Origin of the sequence: Lactiplantibacillus pingfangensis (assembly GCF_005404945.1) — a bacterium.
GTDB lineage: Bacteria > Bacillota > Bacilli > Lactobacillales > Lactobacillaceae > Lactiplantibacillus > Lactiplantibacillus pingfangensis.
The window spans coordinates 1-17,289 of record NZ_BJDG01000027.1 but is presented as its reverse complement, the minus strand read 5'-3'; the positions used below and the strand labels follow the sequence as shown (position 1 = coordinate 17,289).

Genomic DNA, 17,289 nt, shown 5'->3' with positions numbered 1-17,289 from the left:
TACTAGCAATTTTGATCTTCCAAGCTTTAGGCCCCTAACTCAATTTGCATACTTTCCTTTCAAAGTGTCTCTGGTGGTATCTATTTTTTGAATTAAGTACACTCAAAATAGGTATTTTTCAGTTGACCGCGAAAACGGTATGCTAACAACTGTAGTTTCAAAAGGAGGGCACTATGCGACATATGGGACATTCCAAACGACGACCATGGTTAATTGCAGGAGGCTTAATTGTCCTAATCGCACTAATCACCGTGGGCGTTATTATTCGCCAAGCACAAGCACGCTATCAATCATCTGTCTACACCGGGTCCAATGCGAGTCAGACGATTGACGCCAAGCAGCCCATCAGCATCTTATTGCTAGGTGTCGATACCGGTGCCGACGGGCGGATTGACAAGGGAAATTCAGACACCATTATGGTTGTCACGATTAATCCCAAGACTGAAAAAACCGTCATCACGAGTATTCCACGTGACACTTTGGCTGAGATGGTCGGGACTAAGGAAACGAATGTTCAAAAATTAAACGCCGCGTATAATATCGGTGGTTCTAAAATGGCTAAAGCGAGCGTCAGCAAGCTTTTCAACGTACCCATTAACTATTACGCCACCATCAACATGGGCGGTCTCAAACAGATTGTCGATGCCGTGGGTGGTGTCACCATCACGAGTGATATGGACGTCACCTTTGACAATATCACCACGACTAAAGGCACCCATCATTTGAATGGGACGCAAGCTTTGAGCTACACACGCATGCGCTATCAAGATCCACGCGGTGATTACGGCCGTCAACTCAGGCAACAACAAGTTATGCGAGCTGTTTTAACCAAATTGGCTAAAACCAGTACCGTTTCTCATTACAGTGAGCTATTGAGCTCGCTCAAAGGTAATCTCAAGACCGACTTAAGCTTCAACGATCTCGTTGCCCTGGCAACCCATGACCGCGCGAATATGAAAAATATCAAATCCACCCAAGTGGTCGGGACCGGCGCTTGGATCAATACGAGTTCCTATCAAATTCTGAGCACTAAGAAATTGCAAGCTGCTTCGGATGCAATCCGCACGCAATTGGGACTTTCAACCGAATCCTTAAGCAATATGGAAACCAAGCTCAACAAGCTCAATCCAACCTACGATGGCGTCAATAATCAGAATTACAATACCAATGGCTTGGATACCATCACTTATACCGATGGCACTTATTAATTAAAAAAAATCACGGCTTTAGCATTGTCGTTCCTCACAATGCCAAAACCGTGATTTTTTATTAGCTTAAACCATCCTAGGCTGTTAATGTGCGTTGCCAATTCTCGAATAAGGTAATTAGCCCGCCTGTGTTATCATTAAACTCATATTTTTTATTGCGCGTTGCCGCGACCGCCGAATCATGTTCGATTTGTAAATCACTCATCCGTAACGTCAACTCAAATGGTTTAAACGCTTGGGTTGACCGAACCTTGATCCAATTCGCACGATGATCAGCCACCACATAAAAGTACTGCGTCAACGCCGTTTTCAAATCAACTTGCTTTAAAATACCCGTTTCCATCATGCTCACCCCACACCATTTTATTTATAGCTTTACTATAAGGGGTGAAACGCGTTTCAGGTCAAGTAAAAACAATTAAAAAAGATTAAACTGAAATTTTAATTGTTACATTTTAATAACACTAATTAAAAGTACTAGGCTTATTAGTCAAATGGTTGTACTATATATTTAAACGTTAATTCATTGGCTTGCCTTTTCGCGCAAGTTATCTCAAGTTAAAGGAGTTGCCCACCATGATTAAGACTGAACCAGTGCATCGGCAGAAATTCTGCTACCTAATTGAATTAACCGGTGATATTCATACTGATTTGCTCGTCTCACTCTCAGCTGATGAGCAAAAACTGGGTGACTGGGAACGCGTGTATTCCGCTAAATTGCCGACCTGGCGCCTATGGACTGACGAAAATGCAGATACCATTCGTTACGTTGTATCACACGTCATTGCCCGGTATTCACTACCGCAAAACGACTATTGGCTCATTCAATACGTCGGCACGGATCATCAGCATCCAACCATGTTACATCCGCGTTTCCACACGCGCTAAGCAGCTTATTAAACATAACTATCGCCAAGGCACTCATCACCTGAGGGCCTTTTTATTATAAAAAAGCCGAACAAGACAAGATTTTCCTGTACGTCAACCGTTCTCGATTTATTGGACTTAAAGGGGTGGCCGCTACTACTCATCCCATTGATTCCACAAATGTTGAGTCCTTTTTACCACACCGCCAGTTACCCATAAAATTTACACTTTCACTAAATAATTATTTTTAAGCATCTTAAGCTTTCAGGCATCTCCATTCCTAATAAAACGACTAGACCTCTTGATGGCGTCTACTCGTAGTTCAGTTTTTTCTATCTCCCGGTATCTCCCGGTATCTCCCGGTATCTCCCGGATAGATTTACTTGCTATGAATCTGATGAACCAGTACATATCTTGTTGCAGAACCTGAACCAACCTTTTTTAAGATATTGGAATCAACCAATTGCTTTAAATATTTATTTGCCTGACTCCCCTTTATCCCTAGAAGCAATTCTACAATCGCTCTAGTAATGTACAAATTATTTTTTAAATAGTTAATAATCTGGCCTTGTTCATCGACAATTACGCTAACTGGCCCAGGATCATCTGTCGCCACAATATTCGGAAAGGTTGACTTAGGGAGTTTTTCCCTATAATTTAAGTTCGGTAAACTAACTTTTACAAAATCCTCACTAGTCCTGAACTTAGGTGTTTTTTGTTCATCAGCATAGCTATTCAAAATCCTTCTAATGCCTGTCCCATAGTCCTCAATATACTTTAGCTTATTAAGAACTTTAACCACTTGAGGATTTCTAGGGAGAGTTTGTCCCGCTAAGACGGCCTTCAGTTTCATTCCGCCTGGTAAAGGACCTGGGGACATAATGGTCAACCGGTCATCAAAAATCTCAATTTGAATAGGGGACTTACTAAAGTAAGAGCGATGGACAATTGCATTAATAACTGATTCACGAATAGCAACTCCCGGATAACTTCTCTTTTCATCCCTCATTGGTTGCCCGGTGATCCGTGCCGATAATGGATTATTAAGATTTATATATGTCAAAATATCATCAATCTGTTTTGGCATACATCCGCTAAAGGCTCGTCGATCCTTGAACTGGTCAACCGTGACGCCGTCAAAAATAGCAACCTTAACCAAAAAATTATTTTGGCTGCTCATAAGAAAAGCCACATTTGTTAATAGACCTTGTGAATTTAAGAACCCTAAGGCCTTAGCTTTAAAGTTGAGTTTTTCGCGCCTAAAGATGCCTTCAATTTCGTCCAGTCGTAAGTCTTGGATTGGTGATTCTGAAGCATCAAACGAGCTTAAGTCCTGAAGCACCATCATCTTAGTGACCCGCTCTTGAGAGGCCTTGACCGATTCTGAACCATTTCTAACATATGCCCTGCCATCTAAGAAATATGGCTTCGCATCTCCCGGCTGAATTTCAATACAGAAAAGCTGTCGCTCTGTCCGTACATGCACGACACCTACTGGGCTTGGGTAATAAGTCGGGCTCGATAACCAGCGTCCCACTTGTTCTTCAATTTCATGTTTTTCATCATCAGTATAAATGTGTGTAACTTTACGACTAATATCATTTACACCAAAGTAAATGCAGGCTGTTTGCGCACCGTTTAGAAATGCGGCAATTTCTTTTTTACACTTCTCATTGAATATTTCCTTATACTCAATAACTTCATTTTCTACCGGAAATGGTTGTGTCACTTCAAGACTCAGCACATATGTCACCCCTATTCTTAATGCCTGTTCTTCAAGCATTTTAACTACAATTATTTTTAGCAAATAACGCACTAATCTCATTCATACTTAAATCCGTATTGCCACTCAAATCATGCACCACAAGGTTCCTTTATTGATATGGATTTCCATACAACGCAACATAACGATAAAATCCCAAGCGCTGAAGTCTCATCTCCTGATGAATTTCCAATTGTTTGGTGAACAACTTCGTTAGAATCAAGTCCGTGAAGTCTAAGGCCGCTGTCCCGTTAGCCGTGATTAGATTATGATCCTGAACAACTTGTTTTTCTCGAAAGTCTTGCGGATTTGTATACTGCTTATCATTTTTCCAGAGAAACTGAGCGTTACCCGTATGCTGATAGCCCGTTAATAACCCATTACGCGCCAAATAATCGACAGCGCCACAAATCGCCCCGACGACTTTTCCTAGCTGTAAATAAGTCTGAATCGTCACGGTCAATTTCTGATAATCTTGCTCCCAGGAATTGCCGCCAATCAAGATTAAGAGATCAGCATCTTGTGAAAGTTCGTCGAGTCTTTCATCAACTTGTGTCTTAAACCCACCAATTGAAGTAACCACAGGCATCACAGAAGCCGTGACAATCTGCCAATCATCCTGCTGGTTAAGCTGACTAGACAGATAGGCGCCTTCCCAATCTGCATATTGGTCACACATAAAAAATATTGCTTTTTTCATTCCACACAGTCTCCTCCAGCCTCAGTCAGTTTTAAGTAATCACTCAAAAGTAACCAATTCAATTAACTTAAATAATACACTTGATGCTGGAAAAAGCCAAACGTATGTTCTCACTGTAAAAAAGTGCTACTTTCTCTCAACAGTTAACTGTATAGGATATAAGAAGTGCCGAGTATCCTTTCATCGCTAAAAATTGAAATCACCAAATTATCTCTAATTTGCAAAAAAAAGAACCCACCGAAGTGAGTTCTCTTAAAGTTCAACTTAAGCTTTAGCAGCTTCGGCTGCAGCGGCAGCTTCTTTAGCAGCGAAAGTCTTTTCTTCCTTAACCTTATCACGATCTAAGGCCTTGAAGAAGAAGTAGTAAATGGCACCGTCAAGCACGATGTTGATAATTTGCATTACCGCACCAGAAACGTGACCAGTTGCGAGGTAACCAGAGATAATTGGCGGCGTGGTCCAAGGAACCATAACACCCATTGTCTTAGCCACTAAACCTGTTGACATGGCAACATAAGTTGTCACAACGTTAGCTAATGGGGCTAAGATAAATGGAATCGCCATCCGGTAGTTCATAACAATTGGCAAACCAAAGACGATTGGTTCGTTAATGTTAAAGATCGCAGGTCCAATAATCAATTTACCTAAAGTCTTAAATTCAGCACTCCGTGAAACAAAGGCAATCATAAATGCTAACCCAAGAGTCGCACCAGAACCACCCATGTGGATGAAGTTATCGAAGAATTGTGACGTAACGATGTTAGGAATGGCTTTGCCAGCACTAACAGCGTGGGCATTTTGTGACATTGCTGATAACCAGATTGGTGACATAACGCCAGAAACAACGTTGGCACCATGAATCCCGAAGATCCAAAGTAAACAGATCAAGAATTCAGCAACTAAAGCACCTGGTAAGGTGTTACTCAATAAGCCTAATGGTTTTGCCAAAACGAATGAGATCACATTTGGAATGCTGCCCATTGGTGTGGCTTCAACGATTAAACGTAATACCCAGATCAAAACTAAGATAATGGCCCCTGGAACTAACGCAGCAAATGAGTTGCTGACTGCCGGTGGCACACTGTCAGGCATCTTGATTGTCCAATTGCGATGAACCATGAACACATACAAGTCGGTAATGAATAAACCAATTAAAAGGGCAGTAAACAAACCAGCCGAATCAAGTTGTGTTAATGGTACCCAAAGTGCGCCAGCTTTATCAGTATTCAAAGGAATAGTTAATAGCCAAGCACTCATTGAAACAATTGACGCTGAGATTGGATCGACTTTGTAACTCTTAGCCATGTTATAAGAAATCCCAATAACGGCAATTAACCCCATGACATGGAATGATGCATTGGTTGGATATTGAACAATAGTAGCCCAGTTCTTACCAAAGGTATTTAACATGAAATTTTGATAACCTTGGATTGGGAATTGAGCAATGATCATGAAGACTGACCCGATGATAATCATTGGTACGGCTAATGTCATCCCATCACGTAATGCAATCAAGTGACGAGAACCAGCAATCTTACCAAATAATGGGACGAGTCGGTCATTAACGAAACTAGATTTATTGTCTTCGCTCATGTCGTTGACCCCCTAGAATAATTTAAAAGCGCATTGCTTAAAATTAATGTCCTGGATATCACAAGACCAACTGCAACGAACCGGTTCGATAATGGCCAATTATCAGGCCCATTGCAATTGACTGAATAATAGCATGTTTCACAGTCGTGACTGTTTCAATCAGCACAACAACTGAATGCGCTTTCTACAAATTCTATTATACCTATCATTGCGGTAATGTATACCCTTTCAAAAGATATTGTGTAGTGTTTCCCATAAAGGAACATGTTCCATTTAAGGAAAATGTTCCTAAACTGGTCTAATCCACTTTTTGAACACCCATCGTGATCTGTTCCAAAAAATAAATCACTGGTAATTGCGACAGCGTGCTGCCGCCAGTGATGGCTTGAACTTCTGGCGTATCATAGGTTAGCACAACATCGCCAATGCCCGCGGCAGTTGAATGACTGCTAGCCGTAATGACGATTAATTTCGCGCCATTTTGCTGATAAAAGATCCCCTGCTGGATGACGTCTTCTGACTCTCCAGAGGCCGACAACAACAAGAGTACCGCATCTGAAAGATCCACTTTTGCGACTGGTAACGGTTGTGAGGTTTCATTAACTTGTAGCGCATAGACGCCAAAGTTTGCCAACAAATGAGTGCCGTAGCTGGCTAGCCCTTTGCTAGTCCCAGCACCAATTAAAACCACGGTTTTTGCCTGGCGAATGAGTGCCGTCGCCGCCCGAATATCACTCGTGACAGTCGGGACATCCATCCGATCAAAAAAGGTTCGCATGGAAATCACGGTCTGTGAGACTGGTTGCGCCGCATCCTTGCGCAATTGTTCCTTTAAAGTGAATTTGAATTCGGCATAACCGTCATAACCCATCCGTTTCAAAAATCTTAAAATCGTGGTGGCGGAAACATGACTTTGACTGGCCAATTGCCGAATTGTCATCGTACTGACCTCGGCTGGATGCCCCATGATATACTTATAAATCTCAATTTCTAGACGATTGAGCTGCTGTACTTGATCATATGAAAACATCACGCCACACCTCCTGAACTTTCAAATTGGTCTAATCCCAAATTGATTACCATAACTAGAACTTGTAGGAACAAATTCCACTAACGATCGCCCCAACGACCATCCATTTCTGGTTTGAGGTCTAAATCGCTCATTTCTAGCGGACAATCGGCTAATGCCGCCTTAAATTTTTCGGTGAATTCTTTGGTTTTGTATGGTGAATCGATGTGCCAAGTGCGATAGCTCGGTGTCCGACTTAAGGTTCCCAAAGCGACAATTGCTGGTATATCTTTAGGGTCCACTTTCGCCGCCGTCTTTTTCACGTTGATTGAATACCCATAGTGGCCACTGTGATACATTGCTTGCATCGCGTCATTAAAGATGCCCATGCCTATCCCTACTTTCTCAAATTTGTTATTCCAAGTTTACCATAACCAGCTGAGGCGCTTACATTTCTTGCATAAATTTGTGAAAATAACGCCTTTAATCACAACCCTTTCACAACTATTGGCTATAATAGTCATAAATCATGTTATATAGAAGGGATCATTTCCGTTATGAAAAAGACGATTCTGATTGTCGAAGACGAACTCAGTCTTTCTGGCTATCTCACTAAAGAACTCCAATTTGAAGATTTCAACGTGCTGGTCGCCAATGATGGCCTCGCGGCGATGACGATGTATGCTGAACATCAAAATGAGTTGCTCTTAATTTTACTCGACTGGATGCTACCAAAATTAGATGGTATGGAAGTGCTCCGGCGTATTCGCAAGCACGATCAGGTTCCGGTCATCATCATGACTGCTCGCGATTATATCGGCGATAAGGTCGCCGGCTTAGATAACGGCGCCGACGATTACATTACGAAACCGTTTGAAATCGAAGAATTGTTAGCCCGAATTCGGGTGATTCAGCGCCGCGTTGAAAATCAACTTGACCCTAATCAAGTCTATCAACTCGATGACATCATCTTGGATACGAAGGCCCATCGCGTGACGAATGCTGGCGCTGAAGTTCAGCTCACCCATCGTGAATACGACCTCCTACAATTTTTCTTAGCCCATCCCGAAGAAGTTTTCACGCGTGATGACCTTCTAGATCAAGTCTGGGGTGCGGATTTCCTCGGGCAACAAAACGTCGTCGATGTTTACGTCGGCTATTTGCGCAGTAAATTAGCCTCGCCAAACGCCGGACCACTGATTAAAACCGTTCGTGGTGTCGGCTACAAACTAAGGGAGTCGATTGTGAATGCCGAAAAGTAACTCAATTCCAACATACGAACAGTTAATTAACCAAGCTTTCAAGCGCCTCGTCCTCACCATCACGCTCATGATTAGTGCCATTATTTTAATCATTGTTGGTGGGCAGCAGACTCTCAACACTTCCCGCGAAGCCCGCGAATTGATGACTAGTTTGCATCAAGCTAACATTAAAGACGTCCCTAGCTTCATTCGGTGGAATAATAATACGACCCGCGATTCAAAGCAGGCCGCTTTCATCCGGGTGACAACTGACAAGGCGACCTTGACGACGGCCACCAAAACGAAGCAAACGATTTTAACCTCCCCATCATCAAAAGCCTTCTTTGCCGAAAAACAAACTCATTTTGTCGGCGCGTTAGTTCATGTCCGTGGGTTTGGCTTCTTTCTCGCGTATACGCAAAAAGACGGCGAAAACACTTATCAATTGTGGGTTAGTCTACGTCGGCTACTAGATAGTTTATTAATTTTAATCTGTCTCACGATTTTAGTGACATTGCTCACACTGGCGGCTGGAACTTGGTGGGCTCACCGGTTAGCGGCGCGTTTAAGTGCCCCGACCATCAGTCTGTTGCACGAAACTAAGTATACGTCCAATCAACCGGACGCCGACCAGCCAACGTTAACCGTGCCAACCAGTCCAAGAGAAATCAACGACCTTGGACACGCTTTTAATGATTTGTTAGTCACCCAAAATCAACGCTTGCAACATGAGCGTCAATTTATTTCAGATGCCTCCCATGAACTTCGGACGCCAATCGCCGCCATTCGTGGTAATTTAAGCTTGATTCGACGACGTGGCGATGCTCATCCAGAAGTGATCCCGGAATCGCTAAACTTCATTGATGAAGAATCCTTGCGCATGCAACATTTAATTGAAAATCTACTCCATTTATCACGCGCGGATCGCGCTAAATTAACGCTAGTCGATCAGGACTTATCATTTTTGCTATTACAGCTTGGCGAACACTATCAACCGTCACTATCGCAACCACTCAAATTAGCCATTGACGCCGATATTCACGTCAACGGCAATGCCGAGATGCTCCAACAAATCGTGGTGGCTTTACTGGATAATGCCCATAAATACTCACCAGCCGATCAGCCTATCACGCTGAGTTTACACGCGACCGACCATGACGTCCGATTAGCCGTATCTGACTGTGGTGAAGGGATCCCAGATGACCAAAAAGCAGCCATCTTCCAACGATTCTACCGTGTCGATCAATCACGTTCACAAGAAGTTGGAGGCAGCGGTTTAGGCTTAGCAATCGTACAACAATTAGTCAGTTTGAATCATGCCAAAATTGAAGTTACGGACAATCAGCCTCAAGGGAGCGTCTTTACTTTGATTTGGACAAAATAAGCTGTAAAAACAACTCAAAAACATCGGTACTCATTATTTGAAGGCCTTCTTCAAGTAATGGGTGACCGATGTTTTTTTACTATGCAAGACATCCTTATTTCCAGTGAATCTTACTCAGGACGCGCCGGCCGAGGCCGTTTTGCAATAAGACGAATACGGGGTACGCACTTAACATTAACGGCAAATAGATCATCGCTAACTGCCAATCCAACAAATTGACTAGCGAGAAAATCTGCCCGCCAACTAGGAATGCGAGTGCGAACAAGATTGCCATCAGTGCGACTAACCCAATCTTAAAGCGATTCAACGGCCGCGCCGCAATTAAGAGCGCGTTCAAACTAATAATTCCCGTCAACAACACATTTAAGGTGGACGTCGTGGCAAAGTTCAAGTTAAATTCAGCCCCCAACAAATCAATGACCATAATATAGCCCACAACCGCAATTGCGGCAGGCACGGCAATTTCCATCACCTGTTTCATGAAACGACTGGTGATTCGCGTATAGTCCGGTTGCAGTGCCAAGAAGAACGTGGGAATACCGACCATCAGTGATGAAATTGGCGTTAACTGAATCGGCTCGAACGGATAACTGTGGCGCATAAAAATAAAGATGACGGTCAAGGCAACGGAATACATGGTTTTGATCAAATACAGCGCAGCCACGCGTTCAATATTATTGATGACCCGCCGGCCTTCATTCAGAACTTGAATCATCGCATCAAAATTAGAGTCTAACAAGACAAAGTCAGCTAGGCTTTTAGTCGCTTCACTCCCACTGGCCATCGCAATACTACAATCAGATTGGCGCATCGCCAGCAAATCGTTCACCCCGTCACCGGTCATTGCCACGGTATGCCCGGCCCTTTGATAAGCCTTAATCAGACCGGCTTTTTGTTGCGGCGTCACCCGGCCAAAGACGTTGTAAGTCGCGACTAACTGATCATAGTCGGGCTCAGTCCCCACTTGACTCATATCAACCAATTGATCCGCACCTGCAATCCCAGCACGTTGGGCAATACTAGCCACCGTAACTGGGTTATCCCCAGAAATAACTTTAAAGGCGACATCTTGTTTGGCAAAAAAGCCAAACGTCGCTTGTGCATGCGGACGTAATTCATCCGTAATCAGAACTAGTCCTAATGCTTCGGGGCTTGTCGGCTTGGGAGTCGTTAGCTGGGCCACTTTTGCCAAAACTAACACCCGAAAACCTTGTTGGGCTAACTGATGGATACGTTGCTTTAACGCTGGTGAAACTTCTCTAAAAATAAATTCTGGTGCGCCGAGCACATAGGCTTGCCCCGCAAAACTGGCGCCACTCCACTTGCGTCCTGACGAAAATGGCATCACTTCGTCCGGTGTGACTGCTGGTTTGCCTAAACCTTGCTGAATGGCCTGGGCCGTTTCGTTATCATCATTAATGGCACTCACTACTTTTGCCAAAGTGGTCTGCACCGTTGCTGCGGCAACATCCGCCCAAGGCTCAATCCGTTCAAATTTTAGATTGCCGCTCGTAATTGTCCCCGTTTTGTCGAGACATAAAATATCCACTCGGGCTAAGGCCTCAATTGCCGGCAATTCACGAACCAACACTTGATGTCGCCCGAGCGTGAAGGCACCAGCAGCCAGTGCGACCGAAGTTAGTAACACCAAGCCTTCTGGAATCATGCCAACCATTGCCGCGACAGTGCCTAAAATGGCCCGATTTTGACCAGACCCACGCATCAAGGTCGAGATAAACAGTGCTGCGCCTAAAGGAATAATGGTAAACGTTAATATTTTAATGATCCGATTAATAATCGTCAGTAGCTGGCTCGTCGTCCGATGACTCGTTTTCGCGGAACGGGCCAACTGTTTGATATAGCTCCCGTGACCAACCACGGTTGCTTGGACGGTTCCGTGACCACCTAATAAAACGCTCCCTGAAATCAGCTCATCGCCATTACCCTTAATAATTGGTTCAGACTCACCCGTAATTTGAGATTCATCGACTTCTAGGCCTGTCGTTTCACGGACGACCACATCGACTGGCAACTGGTCACCACGCGTCACACTAATCAAATCATCCTGAACCAAATCCGCTTGATCCACCGCAACTAGCTGCCCATCACGCCAAACGTTCATCTTGGCTGCCGACAGTATCGTCAATTTATCCACTTGCCGCTTAGCGCGAATTTCTTGAAAAATACCGATTGCCGTATTCATGATCACAACGGCTAAAAAGAGCAGGTTTTTATAGCTCCCGGTAATAAAGACTAATCCACCTAATAACACATTAATTAAATTGAATAATGTCAATAAGTTGTCCCGGAATATCTGTTGGACACTCCGCGTCAATGGTGGCAGTGGCTCATTATGCAGTCCCGCCGCTAGCCGTTGTTGCACCTCGGCGGTCGTTAAGCCTTGTTTTAGTGGTGGTAAGTCCCGTTCAGTCATCGTGGTGGCCCCCTCAGTTTGCTTTATCTTCTATTGTAAGCATTTTTGCATTTTTTTGACGATTCTAACGCTCAAAAAATGTTGGATTTAACATATTTTTAAGCTAGTAACCGCGACAGCTCGCCTTTCTTAATGAATCTAAGCGGCTTTCTAAGAAATTCTTAGATTAGATTTACGAAAAGTCGATAGTTACGCCCGCCATTTGCCGGTAAACTATAGTCATTCAAGTCAAGCAAGCAACTAAGGAGCTGGAAATATGTTATTAGATACCGATCCTAAAATTAAAAATATTACCGCAGTTCATTTGGTAAAAGTCTTTTACCCGCTAGTAATTGCGAAAACGGAACAAGGCGAGTATGTCAAAGTAAAATTAAGCAATGACCAACTCAACGATCCGCTGTTTTGGGAGACGGCCCGTAACATCTGCCAGTCCGAATTATGGGTGCCACTTGGCCGTAAATTCCATCAACTACTTTCCAACGATTGGCTCGTCCCAGTCGCCTAACTAAAAAAACAACCCACTCAACTAAAAGGAGCTCGATTATCATGAAAAACACTTTAAAGAAATTAACGATTACCCTAATGGCCGCCGGCACCCTATTCGCAACAACTGGTACAGCTTTCGCTGACACAACCACTGCGCAACCCGTCGCAACTTCAACTAGTTTAGTTAGTCATGTTAACGAAGGCACCAACATTGCGACCCGGCCATCCCAACCAAAAGCTGCCAACGATTTAACGCCACACGCCGCTAAATTAGTTGCTAAAACAATGCAAACTCAAGTTATCGACACCATTGATACTAGCAGTCAAAATCTTGACAAGTTGCGCTATCAACCTACTAAGTAGCCCGTATTAATGTCATTGAAAGGAGGAGGTAATCAGATGTCTAATTTGACTAAAAAGATTGAAACGCAATTGCGAAAAAACTATCAACAACCGCTACTACAAAATCAGGCTCAGGGCATCTGGTACACTGGTGCTGATCTCCTCGAAGACTTGACCTTGTGTCGGACGAGCTTACAACAACAAGCCGTCCAGCCTGGTCAAGCCATCCTCATTAGCACCACTAACCCAGCTCCGATTCCAGCACTCTTACTCGCTAGTTGGCAATTGGGCTTAACTGTCACGTTGGCCCCGCCAACGACTGAATTACCAGCGTTACCTTTGAAACGCTATGCGGCAATGGTGTATTCTGCACCCCAAACGCTACAGCTCATGCAGCAAATTGATCCCCAAGAAATCAGTCACCTCACCCTGCTACTGAATACCGCACCAGACTTCGCTTATTTTGTCCATGACTTAGTTCCCTTGACGACTGCAACGACGGCACCGGCGCTGATCCTCCCCATCAGCCAAACCGTCATTTCACAAGATGAGTTACTAACTGCCGTCACAGCCCACAATTGGCCGGTGACGATCAGTGATTTATACGATTTAACGACGGGTATCCTGCCATTACTCGCAAACCTGCTTAACCCAACCCCCTTTTCTTTGGCAACAGCAGGGTAATTGTCCCCCTCCTCACTAACTTCTGAGAACAAAAAAATGGACAGACAACCTCAGTTGTTCGTCCATTTTTATTTATCAGCATTGGCTTATCGCTTAAACCAAGCCAACCGTTTGTAAAATCAAGTAAATGTTCAAGATAATCAAGACCGCGGTGATCACCCAAGCAGTCCATTCAACCCAACGGCGACTCTTAAACTTGCCCATCAACTTGGCATCACTCGTAAACTTAACCAGTGGAATCATGGCAAATGGTAACGCGATACTCAAGAAGACTTGTGAGAACGTCAGGAGGCTTTCAATCTTAGCTTCGTTGCCATGGTAGTAAATAGCAAAAGCTAACACTGGCGCCACGGAAATCAACCGAGTCAATAACCGTTGTGCCCATAGTGGCATCTTCAAACGGATAAAGCCTTCCATGATAATCTGACCAGATAGCGTCCCAGTAATGGTTGAACTTTGACCAGAAGATAACAACGCCACGGCGAACAACATGCTCAAGACAGGACTCGCAATAGATCCCACAATCTTGCTATCACCTAAAGCGTTATATAAGTCAACGAATCGGCCTAAATCACCCTTAGTTCCGAAGAACAAAGCAGCCCCTAAGATTAACAGTAAACTGTTCACAACAAACGCCACTGATAATTGAATATTAGAATCAATCGTTGTAAATTTAACGGCCTTGGCAACTTCTTTTTCATCACTCCGGTCAACGGCCCGAGTTTGTGAAATGGAAGAACCCAAGTACAAGTTATGTGGCATCACGGTTGCCCCAACAATCCCCAATGCCAAGTACAGCATCGATTGATTGCTGACAATCTTAGTGGTTGGGACATAACCTTTTAACATTTGTGGCACGTTCGGCTGTGAAATAATCACTTCGTATAAGAACACGAATAAGATTACCGCAACCAAAGTTGCTACGATGGCTTCAATTTTACGGAAGCCTAACTTCATCAATAATAACAGTATCAAAACATCGGCAGTGGTAATCAAGATTCCGACGATCAATGGGAAACCAAATAACAGTTTCAACGCAATCCCGGAACCAATGATTTCAGCCACATCGGTCGCCATAATGGCTAATTCAGTAATAATCCAGAGGAAGATCCCCATCCCTTTTGACGTCCGTTCCCGGGTCAATTGGGCTAAATCTTTCCCAGTGACAATCCCCAACCGCGCTGCCATCGCTTGTAATAACATCGCAATCAAACTTGAAAGTAAGATCACGGATAGCAACGCGTACTTATACTGTGAACCCCCAGCAATCGATGTAATCCAGTTACCTGGATCCATGTACCCGACTGCGACTAAAGCCCCCGGTCCCGTATATGCGACTAATGTGCGCCAAAAGCTCGCATTTTTCGGAACTCGAACACTCCCATTCACTTCGTCCAAGCTTTTACTATCGGTCCCAGTCGAATGAATGCCACTCCCGGTACTTCCCTTGGTGGCTAACATCGCTGAACGGTCCTTCGTTTTTGCTAGTTTCATTATGAAACCCTCTCTTCTATTGGTTTAGAATTCAGGTTGTGGACTACTGTGTGATCCTCAACAGCCAACACTCGTTGTTGCTAATTGAGCGCTTGCTTCAATTCCAATTGGTAGTATATCACCCATGAGATAATAGTCAACTGTTTTTATTTTATTTTTTGGTAGTCCTAAACCTTTGCCGGCTTCGGTCTAATCCACATGTAAGGGCATTCGACGTGGACTTAACCCATTTACTAAGAAATCACTGAGATAACGAACGGTCTGTTTCGTATCAAGTTGATTCAAGTCCGGATACAGCACTTTTTCAACCAAGTAGCCACCCAGTGTCGAGAATAATAATTGCAAAATCATGCGATTCGGCCAATCAACTAGCTCACCAGCAGCTTTCAAGCGGTCCATCACCACATTCGCTTGCGTTAATATTTCTGGTGAAACCATCCCCATCACGGCTGCCCGATCAGCTTCGTTATTAAAAAATTGCGATAAAATAACCGCGAGTGATTCTTGATTACGCTCAGCAAAGGCCACTCGATCAGTCACTAGCGCCACAATAAACGCATCTAACGTTTGGCTGTCGCCATCGAGAACGGCTTGATCTAAAGTATTCAACATTGTCGGCAAAATGTTCTGCATAATAGGTTGCATGATGGCGTCGAGAATTCCGTTTTTATTAACAAAATTATGAAAAAGTGTTCCCTCTGCCACGCCAGCACGATCCGCGATTTCACGCGTTCCCACTTCCTCATAACTTTTTTCGGCAAATAACGCTAACGCCGCAGCCAATATCCGCTGCTGCGTCTTCGTAATTTGACCGTCCTTCCCCAATGAGGCCGCATAATACGCCTGAATCGTTTCAATTTCACTCATGTCACTCGCTCCTTTTTTGAAGTAACTGCTCAATTCATCATCATTAAGATAACCGATTTTATGATAATAAGCAATTATTATTGATGAAAAGTTACATGATACTTTAGATAAATAGCTATAATTGCTTTAATTATCTTAATCAGCTATAATCACGGTAATTAATCTAGTTACAGGAGTGATTGACATGCGTGTTTCAACTCGTTTTAGCGACTCAATTCATTTGCTTGCATTCATTAAAATCTATGCCGGATCGCATTTAACCAGTGATTTGATTGCTAGTAGTATCGAAACTAGTCCCGTTGTCGTTCGTCGATTAATGGGTAAGTTACGGCACGCTGGCCTGATTACAACCACGGCAGGAACAGCCCAGCCAGTTTTAGCCAAACCGTTAACTGAAATTTCACTATTAAGCATTTTTTATGCTGTAGAAGGTGACAAGGCACTATTTTCGGTGGATACGAAAACCAACCCTGATTGTATTGTGGGCGGCAACATTCAGACCGTTTTAACGCAATACTATCAAGAGGCCCAAACCGCGGCAGAGGCCCGGCTAGCTAAGACTAGCCTACAAGACATCGTCGATAATATCTTAGTTGAACAGGCTAAAAAAGATGTCATCAAGTAAGCCCCAATGTGTCAATAACCAGCCCATACAAATCAATTAACAGCTGTCACTTCCGGTTGGGACTGATCACATGCGGTCGTGGGACCGGACCAAGCCAGGCACGTCTTGGTCCTCGCCCAGAACCCTTACAAAAATCGTAAGTGTCCCGGCCCGTCCGTGGTGTAACGTCGGCAAAAAACAGCCGATGTAACGCCACCATCACGACCGATGTGATCATTCCCAACCTACAGCTATTGAATAGCTGAGCTAGGCAGAAACGTTGTGCCTGTCGGTAAGATTGGCGCTTAATCTTGCCGGGCGATTCTAAGATGTGAGTTTATCGGCTTAGAATCGAAGTGGCAGACCATAGTTTGGCTGAGACTATCTCGCATGGCACAACGTTTCTGACTGGCGGAGCATTCATCACAAGGCGAGTTTAGAATCGACTGTTGCTGATATAGTTCTGTTCACGATCCTTTTTGTACTTTCAATCTTTTAGTAACGACAAATAAAGCTTCCGCATTTTTAAACGGAAGCTTTATTTGGCTCTATAATATCTGTTGTTGGTAATCAAGACCAATCTTGATTACTGGCAACGGATTTTTTATGTGCTT

General features: G+C 43.8%; 17 protein-coding genes. 8 read left to right on the top strand and 9 right to left on the bottom strand.

All coding sequences use genetic code 11. The features are described from left to right. Positions 1 to 173: 173 nt before the first annotated feature. A complete protein-coding gene (locus FFM74_RS11580; RefSeq protein ID WP_137626789.1) occupies positions 174 to 1,208 on the top strand; it encodes an LCP family protein in 1,035 nt (344 codons plus the stop codon). Between the two features lie 76 nt (positions 1,209 to 1,284). On the opposite strand, the gene FFM74_RS11575 is transcribed toward FFM74_RS11580, so the two are convergent. Beyond that, positions 1,285 to 1,554 (bottom strand): hypothetical protein, encoded by a 270-nt coding sequence (locus FFM74_RS11575; RefSeq protein ID WP_223877228.1) that lies wholly within the window; start codon positions 1,552 to 1,554, stop codon positions 1,285 to 1,287. A gap of 230 nt (positions 1,555 to 1,784) precedes the next feature. Here FFM74_RS11575 and FFM74_RS11570 point away from each other — a divergent pair, with 230 nt between their 5' ends. Beyond that, positions 1,785 to 2,096 carry a hypothetical protein gene (locus FFM74_RS11570; RefSeq protein ID WP_137626788.1) on the top strand — a complete coding sequence of 104 codons (312 nt, stop codon included), beginning with the start codon at positions 1,785 to 1,787 and terminating at the stop codon, positions 2,094 to 2,096. A gap of 358 nt (positions 2,097 to 2,454) precedes the next feature. Here the strand turns inward: FFM74_RS11570 and FFM74_RS11565 are convergent, their stop codons facing one another. From FFM74_RS11565 to FFM74_RS11545, 5 genes are all read right to left on the bottom strand, one after another. Next, positions 2,455 to 3,858 carry an ATP-binding protein gene (locus FFM74_RS11565; protein WP_171000728.1) on the bottom strand — a complete coding sequence of 468 codons (1,404 nt, stop codon included), beginning with the start codon at positions 3,856 to 3,858 and terminating at the stop codon, positions 2,455 to 2,457. A 91-nt stretch (positions 3,859 to 3,949) separates the two neighbouring features. Beyond that, positions 3,950 to 4,537 (bottom strand): type 1 glutamine amidotransferase family protein, encoded by a 588-nt coding sequence (locus tag FFM74_RS11560; RefSeq protein ID WP_137626786.1) that lies wholly within the window; start codon positions 4,535 to 4,537, stop codon positions 3,950 to 3,952. A 264-nt stretch (positions 4,538 to 4,801) separates the two neighbouring features. Next, positions 4,802 to 6,130, bottom strand: coding sequence for a PTS cellobiose transporter subunit IIC (gene celB / locus FFM74_RS11555; protein ID WP_137626785.1), 1,329 nt, complete (start codon positions 6,128 to 6,130; stop codon positions 4,802 to 4,804). A gap of 298 nt (positions 6,131 to 6,428) precedes the next feature. After that, positions 6,429 to 7,160 (bottom strand): MurR/RpiR family transcriptional regulator, encoded by a 732-nt coding sequence (locus FFM74_RS11550; protein WP_137626784.1) that lies wholly within the window; start codon positions 7,158 to 7,160, stop codon positions 6,429 to 6,431. Between the two features lie 80 nt (positions 7,161 to 7,240). After that, entirely contained in the window at positions 7,241 to 7,528 is a 288-nt protein-coding gene (locus tag FFM74_RS11545; RefSeq protein ID WP_137626783.1) for a hypothetical protein, read from the bottom strand. A gap of 168 nt (positions 7,529 to 7,696) precedes the next feature. Between FFM74_RS11545 and FFM74_RS11540 the strand changes: the two genes are divergently transcribed. Further along, positions 7,697 to 8,401: a response regulator transcription factor gene (locus tag FFM74_RS11540; protein WP_137626782.1), complete on the top strand. Its 705-nt coding sequence runs from the start codon at positions 7,697 to 7,699 to the stop codon at positions 8,399 to 8,401. Continuing rightward, positions 8,388 to 9,764, top strand: a complete 1,377-nt coding sequence (locus FFM74_RS11535; RefSeq protein ID WP_137626781.1) for a sensor histidine kinase — start codon at positions 8,388 to 8,390, stop codon at positions 9,762 to 9,764. The genes FFM74_RS11540 and FFM74_RS11535 overlap by 14 nt, the downstream gene beginning before the upstream one ends. Positions 9,765 to 9,858: 94 nt before the next feature. Here FFM74_RS11535 and FFM74_RS11530 read toward each other — a convergent pair whose 3' ends face one another. Beyond that, a complete protein-coding gene (locus tag FFM74_RS11530; protein ID WP_137626780.1) occupies positions 9,859 to 12,198 on the bottom strand; it encodes a cation-translocating P-type ATPase in 2,340 nt (779 codons plus the stop codon). Positions 12,199 to 12,454: 256 nt separating this feature from the next. On the opposite strand from FFM74_RS11530, the gene FFM74_RS11525 reads away from it, so the two are divergent. From FFM74_RS11525 to FFM74_RS11515, 3 genes are read left to right on the top strand one after another with little or no spacing between them, the layout of a single operon-like run. Further along, complete coding sequence (locus FFM74_RS11525) at positions 12,455 to 12,703, top strand: hypothetical protein (protein WP_137626779.1); 249 nt, start codon at positions 12,455 to 12,457, stop codon at positions 12,701 to 12,703. A 41-nt stretch (positions 12,704 to 12,744) separates the two neighbouring features. Next, entirely contained in the window at positions 12,745 to 13,047 is a 303-nt protein-coding gene (locus tag FFM74_RS11520) for a hypothetical protein (RefSeq protein WP_137626778.1), read from the top strand. Between the two features lie 36 nt (positions 13,048 to 13,083). After that, the gene (locus FFM74_RS11515) at positions 13,084 to 13,710 is read left to right on the top strand and encodes a hypothetical protein (protein WP_137626777.1); all 627 of its coding nucleotides are present in this window, start codon (positions 13,084 to 13,086) and stop codon (positions 13,708 to 13,710) included. Positions 13,711 to 13,803: 93 nt separating this feature from the next. On the opposite strand, the gene FFM74_RS11510 is transcribed toward FFM74_RS11515, so the two are convergent. Together FFM74_RS11510 and FFM74_RS11505 are read right to left on the bottom strand one after the other, a co-directional pair. Further along, positions 13,804 to 15,171 carry an Nramp family divalent metal transporter gene (locus tag FFM74_RS11510; protein ID WP_171000729.1) on the bottom strand — a complete coding sequence of 456 codons (1,368 nt, stop codon included), beginning with the start codon at positions 15,169 to 15,171 and terminating at the stop codon, positions 13,804 to 13,806. Between the two features lie 222 nt (positions 15,172 to 15,393). After that, the gene (locus tag FFM74_RS11505) at positions 15,394 to 16,071 is read right to left on the bottom strand and encodes a TetR/AcrR family transcriptional regulator (RefSeq protein WP_137626775.1); all 678 of its coding nucleotides are present in this window, start codon (positions 16,069 to 16,071) and stop codon (positions 15,394 to 15,396) included. A 184-nt stretch (positions 16,072 to 16,255) separates the two neighbouring features. On the opposite strand from FFM74_RS11505, the gene FFM74_RS11500 reads away from it, so the two are divergent. Then, the gene (locus FFM74_RS11500) at positions 16,256 to 16,696 is read left to right on the top strand and encodes an Rrf2 family transcriptional regulator (RefSeq protein WP_137626774.1); all 441 of its coding nucleotides are present in this window, start codon (positions 16,256 to 16,258) and stop codon (positions 16,694 to 16,696) included. Positions 16,697 to 17,289: the final 593 nt, after the last annotated feature.

Coding starts and splice junctions, on each gene's coding strand:
- FFM74_RS11580 (WP_137626789.1), top strand. CDS start 174: ATGCGACATATGGGACATTCCAAACGACGACCATGGTTAATTGCAGGA.
- FFM74_RS11575 (WP_223877228.1), bottom strand. CDS start 1,554: ATGATGGAAACGGGTATTTTAAAGCAAGTTGATTTGAAAACGGCGTTG.
- FFM74_RS11570 (WP_137626788.1), top strand. CDS start 1,785: ATGATTAAGACTGAACCAGTGCATCGGCAGAAATTCTGCTACCTAATT.
- FFM74_RS11565 (WP_171000728.1), bottom strand. CDS start 3,858: ATGCTTGAAGAACAGGCATTAAGAATAGGGGTGACATATGTGCTGAGT.
- FFM74_RS11560 (WP_137626786.1), bottom strand. CDS start 4,537: ATGAAAAAAGCAATATTTTTTATGTGTGACCAATATGCAGATTGGGAA.
- celB (WP_137626785.1), bottom strand. CDS start 6,130: ATGAGCGAAGACAATAAATCTAGTTTCGTTAATGACCGACTCGTCCCA.
- FFM74_RS11550 (WP_137626784.1), bottom strand. CDS start 7,160: ATGTTTTCATATGATCAAGTACAGCAGCTCAATCGTCTAGAAATTGAG.
- FFM74_RS11545 (WP_137626783.1), bottom strand. CDS start 7,528: ATGGGCATCTTTAATGACGCGATGCAAGCAATGTATCACAGTGGCCAC.
- FFM74_RS11540 (WP_137626782.1), top strand. CDS start 7,697: ATGAAAAAGACGATTCTGATTGTCGAAGACGAACTCAGTCTTTCTGGC.
- FFM74_RS11535 (WP_137626781.1), top strand. CDS start 8,388: ATGCCGAAAAGTAACTCAATTCCAACATACGAACAGTTAATTAACCAA.
- FFM74_RS11530 (WP_137626780.1), bottom strand. CDS start 12,198: ATGACTGAACGGGACTTACCACCACTAAAACAAGGCTTAACGACCGCC.
- FFM74_RS11525 (WP_137626779.1), top strand. CDS start 12,455: ATGTTATTAGATACCGATCCTAAAATTAAAAATATTACCGCAGTTCAT.
- FFM74_RS11520 (WP_137626778.1), top strand. CDS start 12,745: ATGAAAAACACTTTAAAGAAATTAACGATTACCCTAATGGCCGCCGGC.
- FFM74_RS11515 (WP_137626777.1), top strand. CDS start 13,084: ATGTCTAATTTGACTAAAAAGATTGAAACGCAATTGCGAAAAAACTAT.
- FFM74_RS11510 (WP_171000729.1), bottom strand. CDS start 15,171: ATGTTAGCCACCAAGGGAAGTACCGGGAGTGGCATTCATTCGACTGGG.
- FFM74_RS11505 (WP_137626775.1), bottom strand. CDS start 16,071: ATGAGTGAAATTGAAACGATTCAGGCGTATTATGCGGCCTCATTGGGG.
- FFM74_RS11500 (WP_137626774.1), top strand. CDS start 16,256: ATGCGTGTTTCAACTCGTTTTAGCGACTCAATTCATTTGCTTGCATTC.